At 60.1% G+C, this 25,153-nt stretch carries 20 protein-coding genes and 1 CRISPR repeat array; of the genes, 12 read left to right on the top strand and 8 right to left on the bottom strand.

What is annotated here, in order from left to right; translation table 11 throughout:
- Nucleotides 1–109: 109 nt before the first annotated feature.
- The gene (locus QMC96_01570) at nt 110–1,390 is read right to left on the bottom strand and encodes a WS/DGAT domain-containing protein (GenBank protein ID MDI6875441.1); all 1,281 of its coding nucleotides are present in this window, start codon (nt 1,388–1,390) and stop codon (nt 110–112) included.
- Between the two features lie 305 nt (nt 1,391–1,695).
- Between QMC96_01570 and QMC96_01565 the strand changes: the two genes are divergently transcribed.
- Together QMC96_01565 and QMC96_01560 are read left to right on the top strand one after the other, a co-directional pair.
- On the top strand, nt 1,696–3,066 hold the full coding sequence (locus tag QMC96_01565; protein ID MDI6875440.1) for an MFS transporter: 1,371 nt from the start codon (nt 1,696–1,698) through the stop codon (nt 3,064–3,066).
- 474 nt (nt 3,067–3,540) lie between these two features.
- Nucleotides 3,541–4,410: a universal stress protein gene (locus tag QMC96_01560; GenBank protein ID MDI6875439.1), complete on the top strand. Its 870-nt coding sequence runs from the start codon at nt 3,541–3,543 to the stop codon at nt 4,408–4,410.
- 126 nt (nt 4,411–4,536) lie between these two features.
- Here QMC96_01560 and QMC96_01555 read toward each other — a convergent pair whose 3' ends face one another.
- A complete protein-coding gene (locus QMC96_01555; protein ID MDI6875438.1) occupies nt 4,537–5,091 on the bottom strand; it encodes a hypothetical protein in 555 nt (184 codons plus the stop codon).
- Between the two features lie 461 nt (nt 5,092–5,552).
- Nucleotides 5,553–5,915: a VOC family protein gene (locus QMC96_01550; protein MDI6875437.1), complete on the bottom strand. Its 363-nt coding sequence runs from the start codon at nt 5,913–5,915 to the stop codon at nt 5,553–5,555.
- Between the two features lie 446 nt (nt 5,916–6,361).
- On the opposite strand from QMC96_01550, the gene QMC96_01545 reads away from it, so the two are divergent.
- A complete protein-coding gene (locus QMC96_01545) occupies nt 6,362–6,748 on the top strand; it encodes an HNH endonuclease signature motif containing protein (protein ID MDI6875436.1) in 387 nt (128 codons plus the stop codon).
- A 115-nt stretch (nt 6,749–6,863) separates the two neighbouring features.
- On the opposite strand, the gene QMC96_01540 is transcribed toward QMC96_01545, so the two are convergent.
- Complete coding sequence (locus QMC96_01540) at nt 6,864–7,169, bottom strand: hypothetical protein (protein MDI6875435.1); 306 nt, start codon at nt 7,167–7,169, stop codon at nt 6,864–6,866.
- A 624-nt stretch (nt 7,170–7,793) separates the two neighbouring features.
- The gene (locus QMC96_01535; GenBank protein ID MDI6875434.1) at nt 7,794–8,951 is read right to left on the bottom strand and encodes a Xaa-Pro peptidase family protein; all 1,158 of its coding nucleotides are present in this window, start codon (nt 8,949–8,951) and stop codon (nt 7,794–7,796) included.
- Between the two features lie 1,487 nt (nt 8,952–10,438).
- On the opposite strand from QMC96_01535, the gene ligD reads away from it, so the two are divergent.
- Nucleotides 10,439–11,830, top strand: a complete 1,392-nt coding sequence (ligD, locus tag QMC96_01530; protein MDI6875433.1) for a non-homologous end-joining DNA ligase — start codon at nt 10,439–10,441, stop codon at nt 11,828–11,830.
- Between the two features lie 49 nt (nt 11,831–11,879).
- On the opposite strand, the gene ruvB is transcribed toward ligD, so the two are convergent.
- From ruvB to ruvC, 3 genes are read right to left on the bottom strand one after another with little or no spacing between them, the layout of a single operon-like run.
- Nucleotides 11,880–12,884, bottom strand: coding sequence for a Holliday junction branch migration DNA helicase RuvB (ruvB, locus tag QMC96_01525; protein ID MDI6875432.1), 1,005 nt, complete (start codon nt 12,882–12,884; stop codon nt 11,880–11,882).
- Between the two features lie 2 nt (nt 12,885–12,886).
- Complete coding sequence (gene ruvA / locus QMC96_01520; GenBank protein MDI6875431.1) at nt 12,887–13,483, bottom strand: Holliday junction branch migration protein RuvA; 597 nt, start codon at nt 13,481–13,483, stop codon at nt 12,887–12,889.
- Nucleotides 13,461–13,955 (bottom strand): crossover junction endodeoxyribonuclease RuvC, encoded by a 495-nt coding sequence (gene ruvC / locus QMC96_01515; protein MDI6875430.1) that lies wholly within the window; start codon nt 13,953–13,955, stop codon nt 13,461–13,463. The genes ruvA and ruvC overlap by 23 nt, the downstream gene beginning before the upstream one ends.
- Nucleotides 13,956–15,040: 1,085 nt before the next feature.
- Here ruvC and QMC96_01510 point away from each other — a divergent pair.
- From QMC96_01510 to cas2, 8 genes are all read left to right on the top strand, one after another.
- Nucleotides 15,041–15,274 (top strand): DUF2795 domain-containing protein, encoded by a 234-nt coding sequence (locus QMC96_01510; protein MDI6875429.1) that lies wholly within the window; start codon nt 15,041–15,043, stop codon nt 15,272–15,274.
- A 712-nt stretch (nt 15,275–15,986) separates the two neighbouring features.
- Nucleotides 15,987–18,254 carry a CRISPR-associated helicase Cas3' gene (cas3, locus tag QMC96_01505; protein MDI6875428.1) on the top strand — a complete coding sequence of 756 codons (2,268 nt, stop codon included), beginning with the start codon at nt 15,987–15,989 and terminating at the stop codon, nt 18,252–18,254.
- Nucleotides 18,255–18,261: 7 nt separating this feature from the next.
- Nucleotides 18,262–18,927 carry a type I-C CRISPR-associated protein Cas5c gene (gene cas5c, locus QMC96_01500; GenBank protein ID MDI6875427.1) on the top strand — a complete coding sequence of 222 codons (666 nt, stop codon included), beginning with the start codon at nt 18,262–18,264 and terminating at the stop codon, nt 18,925–18,927.
- The gene (gene cas8c, locus QMC96_01495; protein ID MDI6875426.1) at nt 18,924–20,816 is read left to right on the top strand and encodes a type I-C CRISPR-associated protein Cas8c/Csd1; all 1,893 of its coding nucleotides are present in this window, start codon (nt 18,924–18,926) and stop codon (nt 20,814–20,816) included. The genes cas5c and cas8c overlap by 4 nt, the downstream gene beginning before the upstream one ends.
- 2 nt (nt 20,817–20,818) lie before the next feature.
- Nucleotides 20,819–21,670 carry a type I-C CRISPR-associated protein Cas7/Csd2 gene (gene cas7c, locus QMC96_01490; protein ID MDI6875425.1) on the top strand — a complete coding sequence of 284 codons (852 nt, stop codon included), beginning with the start codon at nt 20,819–20,821 and terminating at the stop codon, nt 21,668–21,670.
- Nucleotides 21,667–22,353 (top strand): CRISPR-associated protein Cas4, encoded by a 687-nt coding sequence (gene cas4 / locus QMC96_01485; GenBank protein MDI6875424.1) that lies wholly within the window; start codon nt 21,667–21,669, stop codon nt 22,351–22,353. The genes cas7c and cas4 overlap by 4 nt, the downstream gene beginning before the upstream one ends.
- Before the next feature lie 65 nt (nt 22,354–22,418).
- Entirely contained in the window at nt 22,419–23,450 is a 1,032-nt protein-coding gene (gene cas1c, locus QMC96_01480; protein MDI6875423.1) for a type I-C CRISPR-associated endonuclease Cas1c, read from the top strand.
- A gap of 13 nt (nt 23,451–23,463) precedes the next feature.
- The gene (gene cas2, locus QMC96_01475) at nt 23,464–23,751 is read left to right on the top strand and encodes a CRISPR-associated endonuclease Cas2 (protein ID MDI6875422.1); all 288 of its coding nucleotides are present in this window, start codon (nt 23,464–23,466) and stop codon (nt 23,749–23,751) included.
- Nucleotides 23,752–24,045: 294 nt separating this feature from the next.
- Nucleotides 24,046–25,153: a CRISPR direct-repeat array (repeat unit 26 nt; unit sequence GTCGCACCCTTCACGGGTGCGTGGGT).

The following is a 25,153-nucleotide window of genomic DNA, read 5'->3' as shown; positions in this document are numbered from 1 at the left end:
CGCACTGCCGGCAGGAACAGCCTGGCCTGCCCTGCCATCGCACGGGTCACCGGGCAGGCTACAGGACGGCCCCGGCGAACGGGCTGCCCCCTTTGCGGCCTGACCGCCGTCAGGCGAAGGAGGAGAGTTCCTGCAGGATGGTGCCGATCAGCCCCTCGATGCACTCCGTCGCCACGGACCCGGGGTTGTAGCCGATGGAGAAGGTCATGGTCTCGCGGAACGTGGAGACGACCATCATCAGGCTGCTGCCGAGCATGATGGGGCTCAGAAAGTATGCCGAGGATACCGGTACGGTTCCGAACCGAAGCCGCTTCTCGTCGATGATGCCGATGTTGCTCAGCAGCGGGTACGTCCTCTTCCCCGGCGCCCCCTTGCGGAGGAGCCTCTCGCTGGTACGGTAGCCGAGCATCATGGCGCCCGAGGCAAACAGCATGCTGGCAAGACCCTGGTTCACCTTTTTGCAGCGGTCCATCCGCTCCTTCACCCGGGCGAGCGTGGCGTCGAAGGGTTCGTCCGGCTGCCAGGCGAATGCGGGGAAGAGCGCCCCGCAGAGATTGCAGATGGGGCACTTCTCCCCCTCCGGCAGGAGGTAGCGCATGTCCACCGAGACCTGGACGGGGAGCGGCACGCCCTGCGGCGGGTCCAGGGTGCGGCAGAGGCCCCGGAAGAAGGCGGTCAGCAGCACGTCGTTGATGGTCGCGCCCGCAGCCTTCGAACGCCGCCGGATCTGCCGGAACTGCTCCGGCCCCACGGTCCGGAGGGCGAACGCGCCCCCGGGCCTGCCCTGTCTGCGGCACGGCAGGCGGAACCGCGGCCACGCCGGCATGCCTGCAGGCACGGACCGGAGCAGGTTCCAGAGCCCGGCTCGCTGCAGCAGCTGCCAGGGGCTGCGGTCCCGGAACGTGCCCCGAAGGGGGCGATAGTCGCCGTCGGACAGGTAGCGGGAGTAGAGATCGCCGAGAAGGCAGGCGATCTCCTTTACGCCCGCCGCGTCGGAGACGACATGGTTGACCTTGAGGCAGAGCGTATCACACGAGTCCGAACGCACGAGGAGCGCCTGCACCAGGGGATCCCGCTCGGCGCGCGCCTCTCCTGCCGCAAACCGCTGCACCGCTGCATCGGGCGTATCGGTGCAGACTGTGGAGAGGCATCCGTCTCCACCCGCGTCCTCCCGGAGCTCCCAGCAGCCCTTCCCGCCGCGGACGGTGAATTGGCAGCCCAGCGACGGCTCGACGGATGCCAGGGCGCGGAGCGCGCTCTTCAGGGCGGGGATATCGAGCCTCCCCCGGAACGAGACGACGCAGTGGATCTGCTGGTCGACGTACGCCCGCGCAATCGCCTGCATCTGGTCCTGGGGCGACGCCGGAAACACTCTCTGATCGGTATGCACGAAGAGCTCCCTGCCTGATTTTCCAGAATAGGTCGACCCTCCCGGCAGAAATACTTTCAGAAAGACAATGTTCTGCAGCGGTCGCCAGAATGCCTTCCGAATCCCCGGGAGCGTATCCTGTTCGGGCAGGTTGCCACGGGCGGCAAGCGGCGCTGCCCTGGGATCTGCCTCTCGCGTGCCTCATCCCCCTCTCCTGCATGCGGAAGCCCTGTCGTCCGGCGCGAAACCTCTGCTAAAGCGGATACCGCGAACCATGCACCTATATTTGCGGGGCTGATCTATCTCCGTACAGGAGGAAGACCTGCATGAACGATACCGGGATGCGGGGGGTGGCCCTGCTGGTGGCCGTGCTCGCGGGTTTCATCACGCCGTTCGACCACTCTGCCGTCAACATCGCGCTGCCGACCATCGGCACGGAGTTCGCCATGGACGCCGTGGCGCTCAGCTGGGTCTCGACGGCCTACCTCCTCGCTTCCGCCATCTTTCTGGTACCGCTCGGACGCTACGCGGATATCCACGGACGGAAGAAGGTTTTCGTGAGCGGACTCTCCATCTTTACGGCCGCTTCCCTGCTACTCATCTTCTCCCCCTCATCGATCGTGCTCATCGTCCTCCGCGTCCTCCAGGGCATGGGCGCGGCGATGATCTTCGGCACCGGTGTCGCGATTCTCACCTCGGTATTCCCTCCCGGCGAGCGGGGGCGGGTGCTCGGCCTCTACACCACGGCGGTCTACGTTGGGCTCTCTGCCGGCCCCTTCCTGGGCGGGCTCGTGACGCAGTACGTCGGCTGGAGGGGCATCTTCCTCGTGAACGTCCCGCTCGGTATCCTCACGGTGGCGCTCGTCCACTGGAGACTCGCGGGAGAATGGGCGGAGGCGAGAGGCGAACCGTTCGATCTCGCCGGGTCGGTCATCTACGGGCTCTCCCTTGCGAGCCTCCTGTCCGGGTTCACGCTCCTCCCCGAGATCGGCGGCATCGCCCTCGCCGCCGCCGGCACCGCCGGTCTCCTGCTCTTCTTTGCCGTCGAGGCCCGCCAGAAGAGCCCCGTCCTGCACGTGAACCTCTTCCTCCGCAACCGCGTCTTCGCGTTCTCCAATCTCGCTGCCCTGATCAACTACAGCGCCACGTTCGCGGTCACCTTCTTCCTCTCCCTCTACCTCCAGTACATCGGGGGATTCACCCCGCAGACGGCCGGGCTCATCCTTGTCTCCCAGCCGCTCGTCATGGCAACGCTCTCTCCCTACGCCGGCAGGCTCTCCGACCGCGTGGAGCCCCGCATCGTCTCCTCGGCCGGCATGGCGGTGATCGCGGTCGGCCTCTTCCTCCTCACCTTCCTGAATCCCGATACTCCCCTCCTCTACCTCGTCGGATGCCTTGTTCTGCTCGGGCTCGGGTTCGCCTTCTTCTCCTCGCCCAACACGAACGCGATCATGAGTTCGGTCGAGAAGCGGTTCTACAGCGTGGCGTCAGGCACGCTGGGCACGATGCGGCTCCTGGGGCAGATGCTCAGCATGGCCATCGCCGTGCTGATCTTCGCCGTCTACCTGGGCAGGGTCCAGATCACGCCGGAACTCTCGGCGCAGTTCCTCATGGTCGTTCATACGGCCTTTGCCGTCTTCACCGTCCTCTGCATCTTCGGCGTGGTTTTCTCCTCCGTACGGGGAGCGGTGCGGTGATCGGCAGGGTGGATCCTTCGTCGAACGATCCATGCAGGGAGATGGCTTGTTTCCACCTCCCGAGTTGCGACAGGGTCAGGCCAGAGGGGGTGAGCTCCCGCGTGTCATGTCCACCGAGCCTCCCGGATGTCCCTGGAGATGCGAGGGACTCCAACAAAGTGTTATTACTATCTGATTTTAATGGAGGGAGGTCGATAGGGTCTGCCTGCCCTCCAAACCCCTTACTGGTGTCCCGATGTTCGGGTGATCCACCGGAGTAGGGAGGGGAGCGCACCCTCTCCCCGTCCCCCTCCGCCAGTGCGACGATCTTCAAGGGAGTCGGCAGTAAGAGAGGAATGCATTGCCAGTCTCCTGCGCTACCTTCACCGTCCGACCGGACATCGAACGAATGGGGGCAGAGAATCCTCCGAGCAGCATGCCTGTAAGCCGCAGGGGGAGCCTTTTTTATGGTCGCCCGCTCAGGATGGAGGTAAGATGTTCGAGAAAGTGCTCCTGCCCACGGACTTCTCCCCCTATGCCCGCGCTGTCGTACGCTGCGTCCGTTCCATACCGGGGATACGGGAGGTGATCCTCCTTCACGCCATCTCGCCGGACGGGAAGGAGGGGCTATCGCCCGATGCCGCCCGGCTAAAGCTCGCGGAGGAGGAGAAGATGCTGCAGGCCGGGGAAGTCTCCGTTACGGCACGGGTCGAACCGGCGGGCGATGCAGCCGGTACGATCCTCCGCATCGCGGAGTCCGAGCGGGTCTCCCTCATCGTCATCGGCGCGAGGGGGAAAGGGATCCTGGAGCGGGCCCTCCTGGGCAGCGTCTCCTCCGCGGTCCTCCGCGGAGCGCGGACGAACGTGCTCATCATGCGTCACCGCGTCCTCGACACACTGGAAGGGCCGCGATACGAGCAGTTCTGCCCGATGATCTTCTCCCGCATCCTGGTGCCGATCGACCTCGCGGAATCGTCGAGCGCTCCGCTCGACCTCCTGCCCCGCCTGCCGTCCCTCGGCGAGATCATCCTGGCGCATGTCGTCTCTCCCGGAGATGCCCCGGCGGTCGCGCCGGAGGTCCTGCAGGCCCGCACGGAGGACGCGGAGGCGGCTCTTGGGAGACTGCGCGACGATCTGGCCCGCCGGGGTTTCTCCGTGCGGGTGCGGGTGCGGGCAGGTCTTCCCACCCATGAGATCGACCGCGTCGCGGAGGCGGAGGACGTCTCCCTCATCCTGATGGGCTCCCGCGGCAGGGGGCGGGCAAACGCGGCCCTCCTCGGCAGCACCGCGTTCAATATCGTCAATACGGTGAGACGGCCGGTCCTTGTCGTGAGACTGCCTGAATCCCGCGGGGCTCAGGGGTGAGTCCCGGGACTATCCTCCCGGACACCGCATTGCACCCGGCATACCTGCCGCCTTTCGGGGCCGCGGGTATACAGGTCCATACGTATGGCGATGCCGTCTGAGAAATCGAGGAAAGCCCTATACCGGCTATTTTTCCCCGCGACCCTCTCTGGCGCAGTCCGGCCGATCGCAGTTCATGCAGGATTGTTCAGCGCCCGCCAGTCGCCTGATCCTGGGGGCGGTCACGCCTGCAACCGCCAGGGCCATGCAGACCGCGACCAGTGTGAATCCCGCGATCCTGGGGGTCACTGCCCCCGACGGTGTCGTTGCCGCAGGCGTCGCCTCTCCGCCGATCACCAAATCCCGCTGGATCTCTCCTGCCACGTTGCATTCCCCGGTCACCCGCACCCGTGTCCCCGGCGCGATCGGGAGGGGATACGAGTAGGTGAAGATGTCATGGGAGGGCTGGTCCGTGTACTCTGTAACCAGCAGCATCGGGCCCCCGTCCTCCTCCACGCTGACGCTCCGCACGTAATGGGTGGCAGGATCCTCCACCCGGTGGGTGAGGGTTGCCTGCAGCTCCCCCTTCGCGGGATCGTAGGAGAGAACGAGGTTGGAGGGGGAGTGCGCGGACGCCGGGATGCACAGCACCGTCAGGACGATCCCAACGACCAGGATGGTACGCAGATCAGGAATTCGCATGGATGTCTCCCTCTCCGACAGAGGCAATAATCGTTGTGCTCGGCGTGCATGGCGGAACTTACCCCGCGAGATCCTGGCATGCAGGGCGACGCATGCGGGAACGCGACATTCAGGGGATGTCTGCCGAACGAGCCGTAGTGCGATCGGGGCGAACCCGGGTGGCGCCGGGGGCATCGGGGGGTTCGCCGGATCCGGAACAATCCCTGCGTTGCGGCGGCGATCGGGTCCTGACGCCAGTTCGCAGACCTGCGTATCACGATGCGGAAAGAGATCAGCGAAAATCGGGAGATTCGGCCGAATCTCCGGAGCCCCGCCGGCATCGTGCGGCCAGGGCTCGGGCAATCCGCATTGCAGGGTCCTGCGGATCATTCCGGCACGATCGGGTACTCCCGGGACCCGGAGGATCCGGAAACGGAGACCGTCACAGGATCTCCCCGGCGCCGCAGGGAGGTGTCGCCACTCTAGGATTCCGGATGCGGCTCGAAGATACCGAAGGTGTTGTTCTCCGTATCCACGCAGATGGCGAGGCCTCCAAAGCTGGGGACCGGCATATAGGGCAGCGAGACCTTTCCCCCAAGTTCCTCGACCCTCTTCAGGTACTTCGCGATCGAGTCCACGCCGAAGTAGACCGTGATCCTCTGGTCCGGGGCTCCCCGTTTTCCGAGTCCCATGCCCGGGGCTTCGGGCGCACCCGTCGGCTCGAACAGGTAGTACTCGATTTCTCCCGGAGGGGCTTCGAATTTCCAATCAAAGAGCCTCTCGTAGAACTTCCGGGCCCGTTCGGTATCGTCCGCCGGGATATCGACATGCACGACGTTCGGCATGATCGCTCCTGCAACCTCCTCCCATATGCAGGTTGTTATTCGTGAAACCATTCGAGCCTGTTGAATCCTGTATCGTGCCGACAGGGGGAAAGGGCCGCACCCCGAAGATCGCTGGCCCCTATCCGATTCTCGAGGACGTGCGTGCCTGCATCCGCCGCGTATCGGGGGATCCCCGCATCTGTCATCGAGACGACGAGCCATCTGTGCCGTGACAGCATCTTCCGGTTCAGGCAGGCTTTCGCTTCAGGATAGGCAGTTATGCAGGTATCCCCCCCTTCACTGACCGCAGCCGCGCATGGTCCCCTTCACCGGGCGAGGGGGGGATGGGGCATCCGGTTGCATGAATGCGAACTGCCCCGATGGAACCTGCACTCTTGTCCACTTCCATCGGAATGGCCTTGCACGGCAAACTTTTATAGATACCGGGAGGTACCCCTGCGTACAGGGTGGGCATCGTGACCTTCCCCTCCGATCTCTCCCCGCTGAAGGCCAAGAAGATCAAACTGGCCGTCGGCGGAGCCTGCGAACTCTGCGGCCGCGAGTATCCCCTGCGGAACCTGGAGGTTCACCGGATCCCCGGGAAGAATGTTCTGGTGGAGAACCTCGATTCCTGGATCCTCGTCCTGTGCCCCGGCTGTCACTTCGACATCCACGCCCTAGGATGCTCGCGGGCAGAGCAGCGGCAGCTGGTCCGCGATCGCCCTGTGCCCGTTCGGGAACATATAAAAGAGATCCTGTCCTACAATCCGCCGCCCTACACGCCGCCGGAGGTCGATCTCGAGCGGGTCTTCTACGAGGCGACCCAGATGGACATGACCTACCGGGTGGCCTGACAGCGAGGGTTCGCAGCTCCCCCGGCCAGGATCTCAGCCGAGAGGATGCTACTCCTTTGAGAGATCCGTCGCGGTACGGGTCCAACCTGCGGTCCAGCCGCCGTGAGCGACCGGCTCAGGTGGCTTCCGAGATGAACGTGAGACTCTTTGCTTCCTGAAGGTTGATCACCGGCGAGATGCGGGCCGTATGATGCGTCAGCATCGGCGGTCCGAAGAACTCTGCCATCGCAGCGACCCGATCCACCTCGAGGACGAAGTAAAACGTATGCTCTATCGTCGATAGATAGGCACCGTGGATCGTGATCCCCAGTTGTTTCGCCCGATCCTCCATCGTCTCGATCCACCGCATTCCTTGCGCTTCGTACTCGCTCCGCGCCAGACACAGCTCCGGGGGATGCCGAATGGTCACGACTACTATCATGCTCTCTCGCCTGCCATTTCCCCTGATAGGTATAAATGTATTCCTAACCGGCTCTCGTCTGCCGCCCGGCATGCGCCGGTGACGCATACCGCTTCAGACGGATTGCCCCTGGAAGAACGGGCGGTGCCGGCACGGCAGGGGGATGAGAAGACCCTGGCTTCCCAGGAGACGAAACAGAGTATCGGGGAATCCGGCATATCCCCCTCCGGAAGGGATCGACTACTCTTCGGACAACCGGAAGCGGATGCATGCGGCACGGAAGAACAACGCCCCTGCATCCGCCATGAACGCCAGCCAGAAGATAGGCCCGGCAGGCGGCATTCCCGTTCGGAAGACGCGACAATGACCTTTAATGATGTATTCCGTAACATTCTTTCGGGATCATCGCTGCCATGCGCCCCCGTCCGGAGATCGGGAAGCCGTACAGTCCACAGCCTTCCCTGGATCGACTATCGCAGGCTATTCCTTGACCCGTAAACCGAAAGTCGCTCGCGCTCACCAGCATGGACGGAGAAACGCCTGCATGTTCCCCGAAGCGCAGCCGCCGCCCCCGGCTGCGGCAACGCGGCACGTTCAGGCCGCTATCGCCCCTCATCCTTCGGGATGATGCGGAGCCACGGCTCCTCAGAATCCCACCGGGATCAGACCCGGGCTCTCTCCCGTGATGCTCCGCCCGCCCGAGGGCGTGACGACGAAGGTGTTCTCGATGCCGACCATCCCGACGCCCGGTATCCCCTTCTTGGGCTCGAGCGCGATGACCATTCTCTCCTCCAGCGGCTCGTCGAATCCCCTCGCGATCACCGGCGGCTCATCCACCTGGAGCCCGACGCCGTGGCCCAGGAAGTTCACCCGCCGCTCCCCGAAACCCATGAAGTTCGTCCGGAACTCTGCCGTCAGGCCCTCCGCGATCCTCCCGTGGATCTCCGACGGGGTGACGCCGGGCCGCAGCATCGATGCCAGCTCTTCCTGGATCCCGACGCACCGGCGGTGGGCCTCCACCGCCGCTTCGGGGAGAGCCTTGCCGAACATGTAGATCATCGTCTTGTCGGTGTGGTAGCCCTCGACGCCGCAGGCATTGTCGACGAAGACCAGGTCGCCTCGTTCGAGCCGCCGCTCCCGGCTGCCGAGCACCGGCGCGGCAGGCCCGATCCCGCGGCATCCGCCCGGACCGTCGAACGAGGTCGGATAGAGGGAGTTCTCCCCGAAGCCGAGCTGACCCACGACGATCTCGGTTCCGAACATGCCGAACCGCACCAGCCCGTGGTGCCCCTCCCGCACCATGGCGGCGAAGACCTCGGCCCCGAACTCCGCCTCGCTCATCCCCTCCCTCAGGATGCCGGGCACCGCATCCTCCAGCACGCGGCGGTGGATCGCTCCGGCCCGTTCGAGAAGACTCAGCTCGTACGCGCTCTTCACCGATCGAACCTTCGCCGCCGCCGGATCCAGCGACCGCACCTCCGAGAAGGAGAAGTGCTTCCTGAACCGCTGGAGTAGCGCGAGGGGCACCACCTCGGTCTCCAGGTGCACCGCATCCGGCACCCGTCCCCAGTCGCGCGCCGCGTCCCGGTAACTGTCCATCCTCCGGATGTCGGCGAAGAGGGACTCGTCGACCGCCCGTTCGTAGCTACGGCGGACCCAGAGCACCGCCTCGCCGTCCCGCGGGATCAGCAGCATCCCATCCGGCATCGTGCCCGTATAGTAGTAGATGTTGATCCGCCCGAAGATGGCGGACAGCTCCCAGTCCGGGTTCTCGGCATCCATCCGATCCCGGAACCGGGTCATCCGGTTATCCAGTTCCGCCCGCGGGACTCGTTGCATACAGGGAGTATGGCGACGATCCTATTTTACCGCACCGAACAGTTCCCGCCCGGTGGTGCGCAGGGGCGTCGCCCCTCCTGCAGGAGCGACACGGGTGCGCAGTCGCGGCATCGAAGGGCGGGGCATTGGCTCGATGCAATCGGAATGGCCCGTCATCCCGGGAATAACGCTTTTACCCCCCCTCCTGCCCATGGATGTGAGTTTGCCGCTCTCTCCGCAGGGCATCCGATATTCCTCTGCTCCGAAGGGGGGGCATGATCGAACCGGATGGCTCGATAATCGAACTCGCGGATGCGGCATGCCTCATCCTCGCGATGGAATCCAGGCTGTCGAAGGCGGGGAGCGGCGGGCGAAGTCGCCCTGCGACCGGAAGCGGTCCGCCCTCTCGACTTTTTGGGAATGTGCGAGCTTCTCGGACGGGGATCTGCCGCACGATCCCGTCACGCTCGCGTCGGCGGAGTGCCGGCTTTCGCATCTGCTCGGCAAGCGCATCAGGGAAGGAATAAAAACGAATATCTGCTGCACCGGCGACGGCCTCCGGAAGCCGTATCGTTCCGGCCTCCGGAAGACGAGGGAAGGCCTGCAGAGAACCTCGTCTTCATCGAACTCAAGAATCATGGCCACGAAGTCGATTACTGGAAGAAACAGGACAAATTCGATTACGTCGTCAGATATTGCGGACCGTTCGCTCTTGGAAACCGACATCTCGAATACGGATGCCCGCTCCGCCTGGGAGGAGAGAGCGCTGATCGCGTTGGCAGACCTCCACGGCTCCCGGGTGCGGGAGGAACTCCTTCTCCCGAACGAGGTGGAGAAGACGGAGGGGGGGGCGGTCCGCTTCATTCCTCTCTGGAAGTGGCTGCCTGGGGCAGCCCGAACGGTTGAGGCCGACGGGTTGTCTGCTTCAGGCGTCGCGGGAGATCCGCCGGTATCTCCTGCCCGTCCCCCGAGCTCCGCGGGCTCCCGCAGCTTCGCGCGCACCCGCAGCATAGAGCGAACCGGGTCACTCGCTCATGATTGCAGGATGTTACCGCCTCGCGGTGCTGGCAAACTGGCAGACGAAGGGGGACGCAATTCTGCGCTATGGACAGGAGCCTTGCGAGACGCTGCCTCAGGGCAGAGGATCCCCCGATCTCCCCCGGTCTCACCCAGCCGTTCGCCAGTCCGCTCATCGCCGCATATTGAGAGGCGGAGTTCTTCCAGAGTCATTTACCGCCTCTGCAGGAAGAGGAATTGTCACGGGAAATGATTCGTTTCCGGGTTCGATTCCACTCGTTGCCTGCCGGCCCGAGGCATGCCCGTTGCATGAACGGGGATGCATCGAATATTCCCCTGCTCGCGGGGCCGTATGGTACCATGAAGTCCACCTTTCCGGCCCATCATCCCGTCAGGCCCAGAATCTCGCGGGGACCCGACGGAATTTAAATACATCGACTCCCCATCCTCTCCTGATGGGAGAGGATATGAAAGCCGGAGAGCGACTTCGTGCAGGAGATCCGTCCGCCCGCGTGGCGTTCACCCGTCCCGAGAAGGTGCTCTACCCCGAGGCGGGGATCACGAAGGCCGACGTGATCCGCTACTACCGTGAGGCGGCCCCCCGCCTCCTCCCCTTCCTGAAGGATCGCCCCCTCTCGGTCGTCCGCTACCCGGACGGCATCGCGGGGGAACGGTTCTTCTCGAAGAATGCCCCTCCGGGCACCCCGGACTGGGTGGAGACGTCGCTCCAGCCCTCGGAGTCGAAGGGAAAGGACGTGCGCTACGTTGTGGCCGGCGATACCGACACCCTCCTCTGGCTGGCGAATCTGGCGGCTCTTGAGCTCCATGTCCCCCTCTCCCGCGGCGGTTCGATCTATGTGCCGGACTGCGCCGTCTTCGACTTCGACCCGGAGCCTCCGGCGCATTTCCCCGAAGCGGCCCGGGCGGCGCTGCTGCTCAGGGAGAAGCTCGACGACCTGGGTCTCGCGGGCTATGCGAAGACATCCGGCAAGAGGGGCGTCCACGTGATCGTCCCGCTCGACGGGGTCCACACCTTCGAACAGACCCGGGAGTTCGTCCACCGGGTGGGGCGGAACCTCGCCCGCGAGAATCCCTGGATCGTCCCGGAGGTCGCACGCACCCGCGAGGCAGGCATCGTCTTCTTCGACTATCTCCTCAACGCGAAGGGGCGGACGATGATCGCCCCCTACAGCCTGCGGGCGACTCCCGCGGCGACGGTCTCCACCCCGCTCGCCTGGGAGGAACTCGCACGGGGCGTCCGCCCTGAGGCGTTCACCCTCCGCACGGTTCTGGAGCGGGAAGACCCCTGGAAGGGGATCTTCGAGCAGCGGCAGCGCCTGCCCGCCCTGGATCCCATCCCTTCCGGCCGGACGGCAGCCCGGTCCCGGGGGAGCGAGACCCTGGCGGAGTACCGAGAGCGGCGGAACTTCGTCAGGACCCCGGAGCCCGCGGGCGGTGCTTCGGCAGGGGAGGGGGGGAGCCGCTTCGTGGTGCACGAGCACCGCGCCACGCGCCTCCACTTCGACTTCCGCCTGGAGCGGGGCGGCGTGCTGAAGAGCTGGGCGGTGCCGAAGGGGGTGCCCGAGCGGCCGGGGGTGCGTCACCTGGCAATCGAGACCGAGGATCACCCTCTGGAGTACATCGATTTCGCGGGGACCATCCCGGAGGGGGAGTACGGGGCCGGCACCATCTCCATCTGGGACGCCGGCACCTACGATGCCAGGACCTGGGAGCCAGACAAGATCGAGGTGATGCTGAACGGGCAGCGGCTGCACGGCCGCTACGTCTTCATCCGCTTCAAGAAGGCCGAGGAGGGGAGCTGGCTCCTCTTCAAGGCGTCCGAATGAGGAGATGCCGTGCCCGCGCGGGGGCACCGCCGACCGCATGCGGCAGCCTCTATCCCGGCAGAGTCTTCTGCGGGTGCTTCAGGTGGCTCCGCGCCGCAGCCGTCGTCTCCCGCCCCTGCGGCGTCCGCTTCAGGAACCCGATCTGGATCAGGTAGGGCTCGTAGACGTCCTCGATCGTCCGCACCTCCTCCCCGACCGAGATGGCGATCGTCTTCACCCCGACGGGCCCCCCGCCGAAGTCCTCGGCGATCACCGAGAGGATGCGGCGGTCGAGCTCGTCCAGACCCAGGGGATCGATCTGCAGCATGGCGAGAGCCTGGTCGGCGATCTCCGCCGTCACGGTGCCGTCCCCCCTGACGAGCGCGTAGTCCCTCACCCGCCGCAGGAGGCGGTTCGCGACCCGCGGGGTCCCCCGGCTCCTGGCGGCGATCTCCCGGGCTCCATCGGCCGTGATCGGGATCTGCAGGATCGAGGCGCTGCGCGTCACGATCCGGGACAGGTCCTCCTTCGAGTAGAGATCCAGCCTCGACAGGATCCCGAAGCGGTCTCGGAAGGGCGATCCCAGCAGACCCTGCTTTGTGGTGGCTCCGATCAGCGTGAACTGCTCCAGGGTGAGCTTCACGGAGCGGGCGCTCGGACCCTCCCCGATCATCACGTCGATGAAGAAGTCCTCCATCGCGGGGTAGAGGATCTCCTCGACGATCGGGTTCATGCGGTGGATCTCGTCGATGAAGAGGACGTCCCCCCGGTTCAGGGCAGTGAGCATCGCGGCGACATCCCCGGGCTTCTCCAGCACCGGTCCGGTCGTCGTCCTGATCTCGGACCCCATCTCGCGGGCGATGATATGGGCGAGCGTGGTCTTCCCGAGGCCCGGCGGCCCGGAGAAGAGGATATGGTCCAGCGGCTCCCCGCGGAGGCGGGCCGCCTCGATCGCAATCTTCAGGGTATCTTTGAGCTGGTTCTGCCCGACGAAATCCTCCAGGCGGGCCGGGCGGATCGCCAGATCCTCGATGTCGTCCGCCCGAATCTGGGGGGTGACGATGCGTTTTGTCATACCTATCGCTCCTTCAGTTTCGCGAGAGCCGCCTTAATCAGGACTTGGACCGTGGGGTCCCCGATCTCACCCGCCGCGGCCAGGACGGCGTCTTTCGACTCTTTTGGTGTGAATCCGAGCGAGACGAGGGCGCTCACCGCATCCCGCACGGCAGCCCGCCCCTGCACCCCCGCCGCCGGCAGCAGGGTCCCGTTCACCTTCTGCATCTTGTCCCGCAGCTCCAGGATCAGACGTTTGGCGCTCTTCTGGCCGATGCCGGAGATGCTCGTCAGGATCCCTTCGTCCTGGCCGACGATTGCGAGCACAAGATCCTCGATCCCGATCTGGGAGAGGATGTTCATCGCGATCTGCGGGCCGATCCCGCTCACCCCGATCAGGATCCTGAATACCTCGAGTTCGTTCTGGTTCAGGAATCCGTAGAGGGCGATGGCATCCTCCCGCACCGCCATGTGCGTGCAGAGACGCACCCGCCCCTCGCGGGACTGCAGCTCCTCCAGGGTGGGGCGGGTCACGTACACGCGGTAGCCGATGCCGTTGACGTCCAGAACCACCCATCTGTCGCCGATTGCGGCCAGTTCACCGTTCAGATGTGCGATCATGTCTCATCGTATGGATATGGCAGAGGGCGATGGCGAGGGCATCGGCCGCATCGTCCGGTCTCGGGAGCTCCGCCAGGCGGAGGAGCCGTTTCACCATCTCCTGCATCTGGCGCTTGTCCGCCTTTCCCGAACCGGTGATCGCCAGCTTGACCTGGTTCGGGGTGTACTCTGCGATGGGGATCCCCCGCTGCTCCGCGGTGAGCAGCACGATCCCGCGCACCTCGCTGACGTTCATCGCGGAGGTGATGTTCCGGGAGAAGAAGAGCTTCTCCACGGCGAGCCACTGCGGGGGATACTCATCCAGGATCGCCTCCAGGGCGATGTGGATGTCCAGCAGGCGGCGGGACGTCCGCATCGTCTCTCCCGAGGTCTCGATGCAGTTATAGCAGAGCGGCTCCACGGCACCGCGCTCTACCTCGAGTACCCCATACCCGACGCGCGCCAGCCCGGGATCGATGCCGATGACGATCATCGCGGACCCCCTGCTCTCCAGACTCCTGCACACAGTGTTGGCGGCAGACTGCCTTCAATCTAATCTATGCACCGTGGAAGTGACGGCGGGATGCGACACACGGGAGGCAGCATCCGTGCGCCGCTCCATTTCGCGTCCTGCACTGCCGCGGTCTCTCCGGCAGTCCCGTTGTCGCGCTGTCAGGGCGTTGCGGGAGTATCTCCACCGCACGAGCGGGTATGTTGCAGCACCAGCGCGATACCGGCCGCCGCAGGATGGGCGGGACTGCCGCAATGCGTGCTCCCCCCTCCCGCTCCCCCCGGGGGTGGACCTCCGGGAGAGATCCATCGTAGCCGTGGTGGGGGCCCGGGGGCGGTCAGGGAGGTGCGCTATGGCAGTAGCGGACGGACCGTGCGCATCCCTGCAGCAGATCCTGCCTGTCCGCCCACGGATGCCGCCCAGCGAAACGAGGTTACCGGCTTCGCCTTCCGGTATTCGACGGCCCCGGGTCACTCTGGCTCTCCCGCAGGGCGGCACGCTCCTGCCTCTCCCATCGGCCGCATCCGGCATCGGATACACCGATGGGGCTCCTCCGTGACTTCGGATGCCCAAAGATATATATACATCTATAACCATTACGGGGCTGCAGCCCCTGCGGGGCATGGAGTGGGGCAGAGGGGGCCTCATGAGGCCTTGCAGGAGACTGCATCTACCACCCAAATGCGAGCTGGAGCAGGGATACCTTCTTCCTGTGCCTTTTTTTAATCCAGCCCCGGATAGAGGCGATAGGATCGATGCGCCCCGCTCGGGGCCTTCGCCCTTCCCCTCTCGCGGGGCTGGAGATCATCGCTGACCCGTAGCCGGGTTCCTGGCAGCCCTGCAGATTTCGGCGGTGTCCCACGCCGCACGGCATACCGGGGCGCGCGGCGTTTACCGCGTCCGGGATGCACACTTCGGGGGGACCGCAGATCGCCCCCGGCATCGGGAGGAGATCCTCCTCCAATCACGGTTTACGCCCGCGCTTTATCGTCCGGATTTGGGGAAAGTATATAAACTATGGGGGTGTGAAGGGGGGCGGTGCGCCTAGCGCACGGGAGTTGAACGGCATGGTTCGAGAGGAAGGTAGAAGAGGCATGAGCACCGGGCAGGGGGAAGTCAGTCCCGCATCGCTCCAGAAGTACCTCGCAGGCATCGACTATCCCGCGGACAAACAGAAGCTGATGAACACCGCTCGGGAACACAACGCTCCCGACACCATCATGGATGTGATCCGCAGGCTGCCGGACCGGGATTTCAACGGACCCACCGATGTCAGCCGGGCTTTTGGAGAGATCCGATAAGGCATACTCTTTTTTATGGACAACACCCCCTACGCACCTCATCGCCCCGATCGCATGCGGGGGATGCCGGTGGATCGGCTGCTGTGGGTGAACCAGGCCGTCATAGAGGGCAGCTCGGGCCCGAATTCCTCGCTGCATCGGTTCCTAAGGATTCCGACGGGGTCGCCACGCCCTGTTCTTCTGCAACTGTGGTCGAACAATACGGCCCGTTCTCTTTGCGCCAGTGGGTGAACGCGAAGGAGCCCTGGGGGCACCGGGCCGCCGATCCCGGGCGAGGGTCACGAGGAAGGGCCGGTATTCATCCGTCGTGTCTCAACGAATTGCGATAGACCCTGCTTAGGATACTTAGGATAGCCGCCCATTTCTGTACTGGAACATCGGATCTCGCAATACACGTCCTCATCCTGCGACCCGGATCCTGCCCCCCTATCGCACCATGGGGGGAGGGGGACCTTGAGGGGGAGGGGGCGCACCCCCTCCCTCTCGCATTTGACAATCGCTCTCCGGGATGCTGGACGACTCTCCAACGATGCTTTCGAGATCGAAAGTTCTCTCCTTCTCAGGGACATCCATCCTCCCCCAACCAGCATGCCAGATCCTCCCGCTTCTGCTGCATGACCTGCGGATGCTTGGGCTTCTTCACGAATCCGAAAGCCGGCCATTCGAGCCGGGCCCCAAACAAAGATCTTCGTGCTTCTCAGCGGATAGCGGGATGTACCACACATACAGAATTGTACTTGATGAAAAACGGCTATGTTTATTCTCCTTACGTCGAACCGTAAGATCTGAGGCCTCATCCATGTATTATGCGCATTCTACAGGCGCTCCCGACAAGCGGGGCTGGCAGGTGCTCTCTGATCACCTTCGCAACGTGGCAGATATTGCATCGAAATTTGGAGATAGTTTCGGTGCTGCCGATATTGCCTATGCCGGAGGCTTGTTGCACGATATCGGAAAATACTCGTCCGAGTTCCAGAAACGCCTGGAAGGTGTCGATATCCGGGTCGATCACTCGACCGCCGGCGCGCGAGAAGCAAGGGCTCTGTACCCAAAGCATCTCAGCCGTATTCTCGAGTATATCATCACCGGGCATCATGGCGGCCTCTTGAACTACGGCAGCAGCGAAACCGGACTTGAGGGGCGTATGGGAAATAAATTTATTCCAGACTATTCGGCCTATTCGGACGAGATCCAGGCTCCCGATCTTACGAGATTCCGCCCTAAACTGAAACCGGTTCAGAAGAAAAAAGGTTATTCGATAGCCTTTTTCACGCGCATGCTCTATTCGTGTCTCGTCGATGCGGATTCCCTTGACACGGAAGCGTTTGCGGACCCCGATTCTGCCTCCCTCCGGGGGCGGTACGACTCATTCGAGAGACTGTCGCAGAAGTTCGATGACTATATGGCGACTCTCTTTTCGACAGCAGAGAAGACCGAGATCAACACGCGACGGAGGGGGATTTACGAGCAATGCAGAAAGATGGCAGTCTCCCCTCCACAGATGTTCACCCTGGCCGTCCCGACCGGCGGGGGGAAGACGCTCTCATCGATGGGGTTTGCGCTTGACCACCTGAGACAGCACGGGCTGAGGAGGATCTTTTATGTAATCCCCTACACGAGCATCATCGAGCAAAACGCCGGGAAGTTCAGAGAGATTTTCGGGAACCGGAATGTGCTTGAGCATCACAGCAACTTCGACCCGAAGACCATAGCTGATGATGATGCCGCCTCTGTGGAGAATTTCCTTAAACTCTCGGCGGAGAACTGGGATATGCCGATCGTCGTGACGACAAACGTCCAGTTCTTCGAGTCGCTCTTCTCGAACAGACGGTCGAGATGCAGAAAGATCCACAACCTTGCGCAGAGCGTGATTATACTCGACGAGGCCCAGATGCTGCCGACAGACTACCTGAGGCCCTGCCTTCAGGCTCTCTCCGAGCTCGTCTGTAACTACGGCTCAACAGTCGTTATCTGCACGGCAACCCAACCGAAACTTGGAGATCTTCTGGACGATAGCATCAAGCCCGTCGAGATCGTGCAGTCGCCCGCTGAGTTATATGAAGCGTTTCGGCGGGTATGCGTGAACGATCTCGGGTCGTTGAGCGATAAGGAACTCTCTGCGAGGCTGCAAGAGCATAGGCAGGTTCTGTGCATCGTCAACACTAGGGCGCATGCGCAACATCTGCATGCCGCGCTCTCGAAGCACGGCAAGTGCTACCACCTGAGCGCACGGATGTGCCCCGTCCACAGGAGAAGGCAGTTGAAGGAGATTCAAGAACTGCTCCGTCAGGGTGCCGACTGCCGCGTCATCTCTACCCAGCTGATTGAGGCCGGTGTGGATATCGATTTCCCCGTCGTCTATCGATCAATAGCCGGCATCGACTCCATCGCCCAAGCTGCCGGTCGGTGCAACCGCGAGGGGAGGGCTGAGCGGGGCGATGTCTATATCTTCCGGTCGGCGGAGCGGTACGGCCAGGCTACCAGCTGGCAACGACTGACTGCGGAGATCGGCAGGATGGTCATGGATGCGCATGGCGATCCGCTTTCTCTTCCGGCTGTCGAGGCCTATTTCCAGAAGCTCTATTCGTACAAGGGCGACGAAGGGCTCGACCGAAGGGAAATACTGCCGTCGTTTGAGAAGGGGTTAAGCGAATTAGCATTCCCGTTTGAAGATGTTGGATGGAAGTTCAGTATTATCGAGCAGGGCACGAAGGATCTCATCATTCCCTATGGCGACGAGGGGAGAGCTCTCGCCGATGAACTGCGTAACAGCGAGTCGCCCTGGAAGTACACACGACGCCTGCAGGGGTATACGATCAGCATCTACCCCGATGAGTTTGGGGATCTGGAACGCGCAGGTAAAATCAACCTTTTCGGCGATAGATTCTATGTGCTCAACGATATGAGCGAATACTCCGAAGTTATCGGACTTATAAATAGAAAAAGTATTGGTGGGGAGGGATCACTATTGATTGTTTAAGGTGGTGATGGCAATTGGATATGGAGTACGGCTGAAAGTCTGGGGCGATTACGCCTGCTTCACTCGACCCGAGATGAAGACAGAGCGGGTGAGCTATGACGTTATAACACCCTCCGCTGCACGGGGTATTCTCGAAGCAATACATTGGAAACCTGCTATTCGTTGGAAAATCGACAAAATTCATGTTCTAAATCCGATAAAGTTCGATAATGTTCGCCGGAACGAGAGGTCAGGCAAAATCCCCGTGGGAAAAGTCCAGAGTGCATTTCATGGAAAAGATGTAACTCTTTTTCAGGATGCAACGAAAGACGCGGTTCAACGGGCATCTCTGGTGCTGCGCGACGTCTGCTATGGGATAGAAGCACATTTCGAAGTGACCAACGAGGCTACCTCCGAGGACACCATCGAGAAGCATTACAACATGGCACTCCGTAGAATTCGGAAGGGGCAGTGTTTCCACCAACCCTATTTCGGTTGCCGTGAGTTCCCAGTTCGGTTCGAGCTTATCGAGGGTGAGATGCCGAGATCTTGCTACACCGGAGAGAAGGATCTCGGGTTTATGCTCTATGATATAGATTTTGATGACAATATGAAGGCAATCTTTTACCGTGCAGTCATGGTGGGCGGTGTCATCGATGTACAACGGTGTCTTGCCTTCGGAGGGGTCACATGATCATTCAGTCCCTTTGCCGATACTACGACATTTTGGCGGAGGACGAGGATGCGGCGATCTCCCGTCCTGGGTATAGCAGCGGAAAGATCTCGTTTGCGCTGGTTCTCAGTCGCGAGGGGGAGCTGTCGTATATCGCCGATCTCCGGAGCGATGACAAAAAACCGCGGCCTAGGGTTATGGATGTGCCTCTGCAACCGACGCGTACATCAGGTATTGCACCTTACGTCCTGTGTGACAACGCGAGGTATATTTTCGGTGTCGAGAAGATTAAAAGAAGCGAGTTTGAAAATAAATTCCTGAAGATTTCCCAGAAGGATGAGCCATTCAATTGCAAAATTCTGGCCGAGAGTGAAACAGAGGTCGTTTTAGTCCATCAGCGTTCGCGCGACTGCTTTGAGGCCTTCAAGGCCCGACAGCACGAGGTATTCGATTTCCTAGACGACTCCGGTATTTGGGCTCTCTTTAAATTCCTGGATGCTTGGAACCCGGAAAACTTCAACAAGCATCCTAAGATCGTGGAATATATGAATGAGCTCCTTAATGGCGGGAATTGTGTTTTTGAATGTGAAGGGACACTTCTGCACAAAAAACCTTCCGTGATGAAAGCCTGGGAGCAATATTACTTCAATAACGAAGATGATGACACCTTTACTGCTCAGTGTCTCGTTACGGGGGAACTGGATACAGTAGCCCGCATACACCAGTATCCTATCAAGAATGTTGTCGGTGCCCAGATGTCGGGCGCTTCTCTTGTCAGCTTCAATGATGACTCGTTCTGTTCGTACGGGAAAAAACAGAGTTTCAATGCCCCTGTAGGTGAATTGTCGGTGTTCAAATACACCACCGCCCTGAACTACCTCCTTTCCCACCCGGAGTACCGCATGCAAATTGCCGATACAACGGTAATCTTCTGGGCAGAGACGAGTGGAACCGCCTGCGAGGAGATTGTGAACTTCTTTTTCGATCCGCATGAGGGTGTGGCGGAGAGCAATGGTGAGATCCCCTCCGATCCGGTGCGAAAAGAAAACTGGCTAAAGATTGAACAGATGAGGGATATTCTCGATAAGGTTCGGAAGGGCCAGAAGATCCATACCGAGGATATCGGGGCGAACCCCGAGACAAATTTCTATATGCTTGGACTCTCCCCCAACAACGCGCGACTCGCGGTGCGATTCTGGCATGTGGACAGTTTTGGAAATTTCATCGTGAGAGCGGCGCGTCATCATCTGGATATGGAGATTGTCAGGGATGATTACGACCCGCGGTACGTTTCGCTGTACCGTCTGCTAAAGGAGACCGTCGCAAAAAGTTCCGATAATGAAGCCGCTTCCCCTCTCCTCGGCGGTCTCGTTATGAGGTCGATCCTGACTGGCACGCCGTATCCTGTCCAGATGTACAGTGCTATACTCAACAGGACGAAGGTTGAGCGGTCGATTAACTCAATCAGGGCAGGCTTTATCAAAGCCTACCTGCTGCGGCTTGCGAGAGCCGGTTTGACGAATTTAAGGGAGGATATGATTAACGTGAGTCTGAATGTAGAGAACTCGAATGTGGCGTATCGCCTTGGGCGGCTGTTTGCAGTGCTTGAAAAGGCGCAGGCCGAAACAAACAGAGAGATGAAGAGCACGATTAACAGCAAGTACTTCGCCAGCGCATCGACGACACCCGCGGTGGTCTTCCCAGTTCTGCTGAAACTTGCACAGCACCATATCGCCAAGTCCGAATGGGGATTCAAGATATCCCAAGGTATCGAAGAAACGCTGGAGGGCGTGGATGAGTTTCCCGCATATCTGAGCCTGGAGGAGCAGGGGATGTTCATGCTCGGCTATTACCACCAGCGAAAGGCATTCTTCAAGAAGAGAGACGAGATTGCACGTGAGAGTGAGTGATTATGAGCGAACCTATCAAAAACCGGTATGAGTTTGTACTGTTATTCGATGTCGAGAATGGCAATCCGAACGGCGATCCCGATATGGGGAATATGCCGCGGATTGATCCACAGACCGGACATGGTATCGTAACAGATGTCTGCCTCAAGAGGAAAGTCAGGGATTATGTCGATCTGGTAAAGAGCGGTGTTCCCGGGTATGAGATCTATGTCAAGTCCGGTTTGATCCTGAATGAACAGAACAAGAGGGCATACAACTATCTCGGTATCGAACCCAGCAGCAAAAAACCGAAGGATAATGAACTGACCCAGTTCATGTGCAGGAACTTCTTCGATATCCGTACATTCGGTGCAGTGATGACAACGGAAGTGAACTGCGGGCAGGTGAGAGGGCCTGTGCAGCTCAACTTTGCCCGCAGTATCGACCCGATATTCCAGCAGGAAGTTACAATCACCCGACAGGCGGTTACGAATGAGAAAGACATTGAGAAAGGCCAGACGATGGGGAAGAAACAGATCGTCCCGTACGCGCTCTACCGCGTTGAGGGGTACATCTCCGCACACCTTGCTCAGAAGACTACGGGGTTCTCCGAGGACGACCTGGCACTCTTCTGGGAGAGCCTGATCAATATGTTCGAGCATGACCACTCGGCATCGAGAGGCAAGATGTCCGCTCGGAAACTCATCGTCTTCAAGCACGACACGCCGCTGGGGTGCTGTCAATCCCACGTTCTGTTCGACAAGGTAAGAGTGGAGCGCATATCGGGGGATATGCCGCCCCGTTCCTTTGAGGATTATCGGATCACCGTTGATAAAAACGTGCCTTCTGGCGTCGAGATAATCGAAAAGATATGAGTGCGGTGCGGTATACCGACGATGAACTGCTGGCACTGTCGGGCATCCAGCACTTCTGTTTCTGCCGGCGGCAGTGGGCGCTCATTCACGTCGAGCGCCAGTGGGAGGAGAACCTGCAGACGGCGGAGGGTCGTCTCGTCCACGAGCGGGTGGAGGATTCGTTCTTCACCGAGAGCCGCGGCGATGTCGTGATCTCACGAGCATTTCCTCTTGTCTCGTACGCTCTTGGGCTCTACGGCGTGGCAGACGTGGTCGAGTACGTCCGCTCTGAGGATGGTGTCTCCCTTCCAGGCCGCGCTGGACTCTGGACGATGAGGACGGTGGAGTACAAGCGGGGAAAACCGAAGATCGACGAACGTGACGAGGTTCAGCTGTGCGCACAGGCTATATGTCTTGAGGAGATGTTCGGCGTTCACGTTGATAGGGGAGATTTCTACTACCACAAGATACGGAAGAGAGTGCCGCTTTTGATATCGGATGTGCTCAGAGATCGGGTGCACTCGTTATCGGAAGAGATGCATGACCTCTTTATAAAGGGTGCCACGCCTCCTGCCGATCCCTCCCGGAGGTGCAACCTCTGTTCGCTTCAGCATGTCTGTATGCCGAAGTTGACGAAGAAGAACCTTTCAGTCCACAGGTATGTGCGAAAACACATAAAAGACGCCTGTGTAGGGGATGTGTGAGTGTTGAGGGATAAATAGTTAGCTGATTTCCCAGAGACCGACCTTTCAGTCAGGAGACACTACATATGAGAAAACTGTTGAATACGCTGTACGTGACAACTCCGGATGCGTTCCTGACTCGCGAGAGGGAAAACGTCGTTGTCAGGGTTGACAACGAGGAGAGATTCCGTATTCCCATCCACAACCTCGAGGGTATCGTCTGTTTTGGATACATGGGGACAAGCCCTCAGCTGATGCGGCTCTGTGCAGACAACAATGTCGGTCTCTCGTTTTTAACGCCGTCAGGGAAGTTCCTGGCACGGGTGAGCGGGCGAGTTCGTGGCAATGTTCTGCTCCGGCGGGCGCAGTACCGGAAAGCGGATAATCGCGAAGAGTCACTGGAGATTGCGAAGGCTTTCATCACTGCCAAGATCGTGAACTGCAGAACAGTTCTCGGACGGGGCATCCGCGATCACAGGGACATCATTGATTGCGATAGGGTCCGGGCGGTGGATGCTTTACTGATCGAGAATCTCTTAAAGATCGAAGATTCTGATTCTGCCGATGCGCTCCGTGGAATTGAGGGGAATTGTGCAAAATTCTACTTCATAACGCTTGATGAGCTAATCCTAAAGCAGAAGGATGAATTTTACCTGCGTGAACGGAGCCGAAGACCGCCACTGGACAACATGAACGCGCTACTCTCTTTTCTGTACACACTCCTTGCGCATGACGTCGAGTCCGCCTTGGAGACCGTGGGGCTTGACCCTTACGTTGGGTTTTTCCACACCGACCGACCTGGGCGTCCTGGGCTGGCACTTGACATGATGGAGGAACTGCGACCATTTATGGCTGACCGTCTTGCCCTGAACCTTGTGAACATGAAACAGATCGGCAGTGGCGATTTTTATAGGAAGGAGAATGGGGGTGTTATCCTTACGGATGGGGGGCGGAAAGCGGTCATTGGAGCCTGGCAGAAACGGAAGCAAGATACGATTTCACACCCGTACCTGAACGAGAAGATACCCATCGGACTCCTCCCATATGTGCAGGCAATGCTGATGGCCCGTTTCCTGCGGAGGGATATCGACGGTTATCCGCCGTTTTTCATGAATTGAGGTGTTCTGGATGATGGTTCTGGTAACATACGATGTTAATACAGAGACTCCCGAAGGAAGGAAACGGCTTCGCAGGGTGGCGGCCGAGTGCGTGAATTATGGGCAGCGTGTTCAGAACTCAGTATTCGAATGTCTTGTCGATCCCGCTCAATTCATAAAGCTTAAACATGCTCTCTGCGGAATCATTGACCAGGATAAGGATAGTCTCCGGTTCTACTACCTTGGGAAAAACTGGAAAAACCGTGTGGAGCATTTTGGTGCAAAGGGTGGATACGATCCGGAAGGTTTATTAGTTGCATAACTCTGCGAACCTCCGGCGAACAGTGATTTCTCGAGAGGTTCGCGGGGTTCTTCTTATAACAATATTTTATCTTTGCGGTATGGCAACACCTGTATATATGATGGGCGATTGAGCTCGATGGGGAGATCTACTCTGGAATATATGCGGTAATTAATATAATTGTTTTAATATATATATTTGATTTGTTTGTCTGTTGAAAATAACATTTATCCGCCTGCGGATAGAGTGTCAATAGATCCGGTATCCTCCCGCCTGTCTCATGCATGGGTGAGGGGCCGATACGGATTGTTTGCAGTCGCACCCTTCACGGGTGCGTGGGTTGAAATTTTAGTATCATTTAATATTATGACAGATAGAGAAAAAGTCGCACCCTTCACGGGTGCGTGGGTTGAAATAGCCAGTATACCCGTGCCTGAGTGCAGATGTGCCGCAGTCGCACCCTTCACGGGTGCGTGGGTTGAAATAGTGCTGATAGCACCCGGTAGAGCTCCGCCCCGGGTCGCACCCTTCACGGGTGCGTGGGTTGAAATTAGCATTTTACGTTAATCCCGACGATACGTATACAGTCGCACCCTTCACGGGTGCGTGGGTTGAAATAGCAATACATCGACCGCCACGCACGTCCTATCGGGGGTCGCACCCTTCACGGGTGCGTGGGTTGAAATAGAAGAGGTTAAAGCCAAAAAGCGCGAACTGATTAACGTCGCACCCTTCACGGGTGCGTGGGTTGAAATTTCTATATTTGTGTATTCTGTTTTTTAATTGCCAGTCGCACCCTTCACGGGTGCGTGGGTTGAAATTTTGTATGGCAAATTTATACAAACGGCGGGAGGCAAGGTCGCACCCTTCACGGGTGCGTGGGTTGAAATATGTTTCGGGGGAGACGTATTCCATAATCCGCGAAGTCGCACCCTTCACGGGTGCGTGGGTTGAAATTGGTATTAGCTGTAATAATAGAAGCCCAAATAGGGTCGCACCCTTCACGGGTGCGTGGGTTGAAATTTTTAATTGCTAAAAAAATTGACGATTACAGGAAGTCGCACCCTTCACGGGTGCGTGGGTTGAAATTATGCTGCCGAAACTGGTAACTGGACTATAAACGGGTCGCACCCTTCACGGGTGCGTGGGTTGAAATAGGGAGTTGTCTGTAAAGCAACTACAGAAACGGGAGTCGCACCCTTCACGGGTGCGTGGGTTGAAATTATCATCGGAACCAGTAACATTTATAGATGTTAATGTCGCACCCTTCACGGGTGCGTGGGTTGAAATTGTCCCGTATGCAGGCAGCCGTATCCCCCCAAGTACCTGTGTCGCACCCTTCACGGGTGCGTGGGTTGAAATTGGTAATCCAGGGTAGGGGTTGGAAGGGTGGTCGGGTCGCACCCTTCACGGGTGCGTGGGT

The sequence above is a fragment of the Methanomicrobiales archaeon genome, assembly GCA_030019205.1.
Taxonomy (GTDB): Archaea; Halobacteriota; Methanomicrobia; order Methanomicrobiales; family JACTUA01; genus JASEFH01.
The sequence above is the reverse complement of the archived record's forward strand: the minus strand, read 5'-3'. Positions and strand labels throughout refer to the sequence as shown.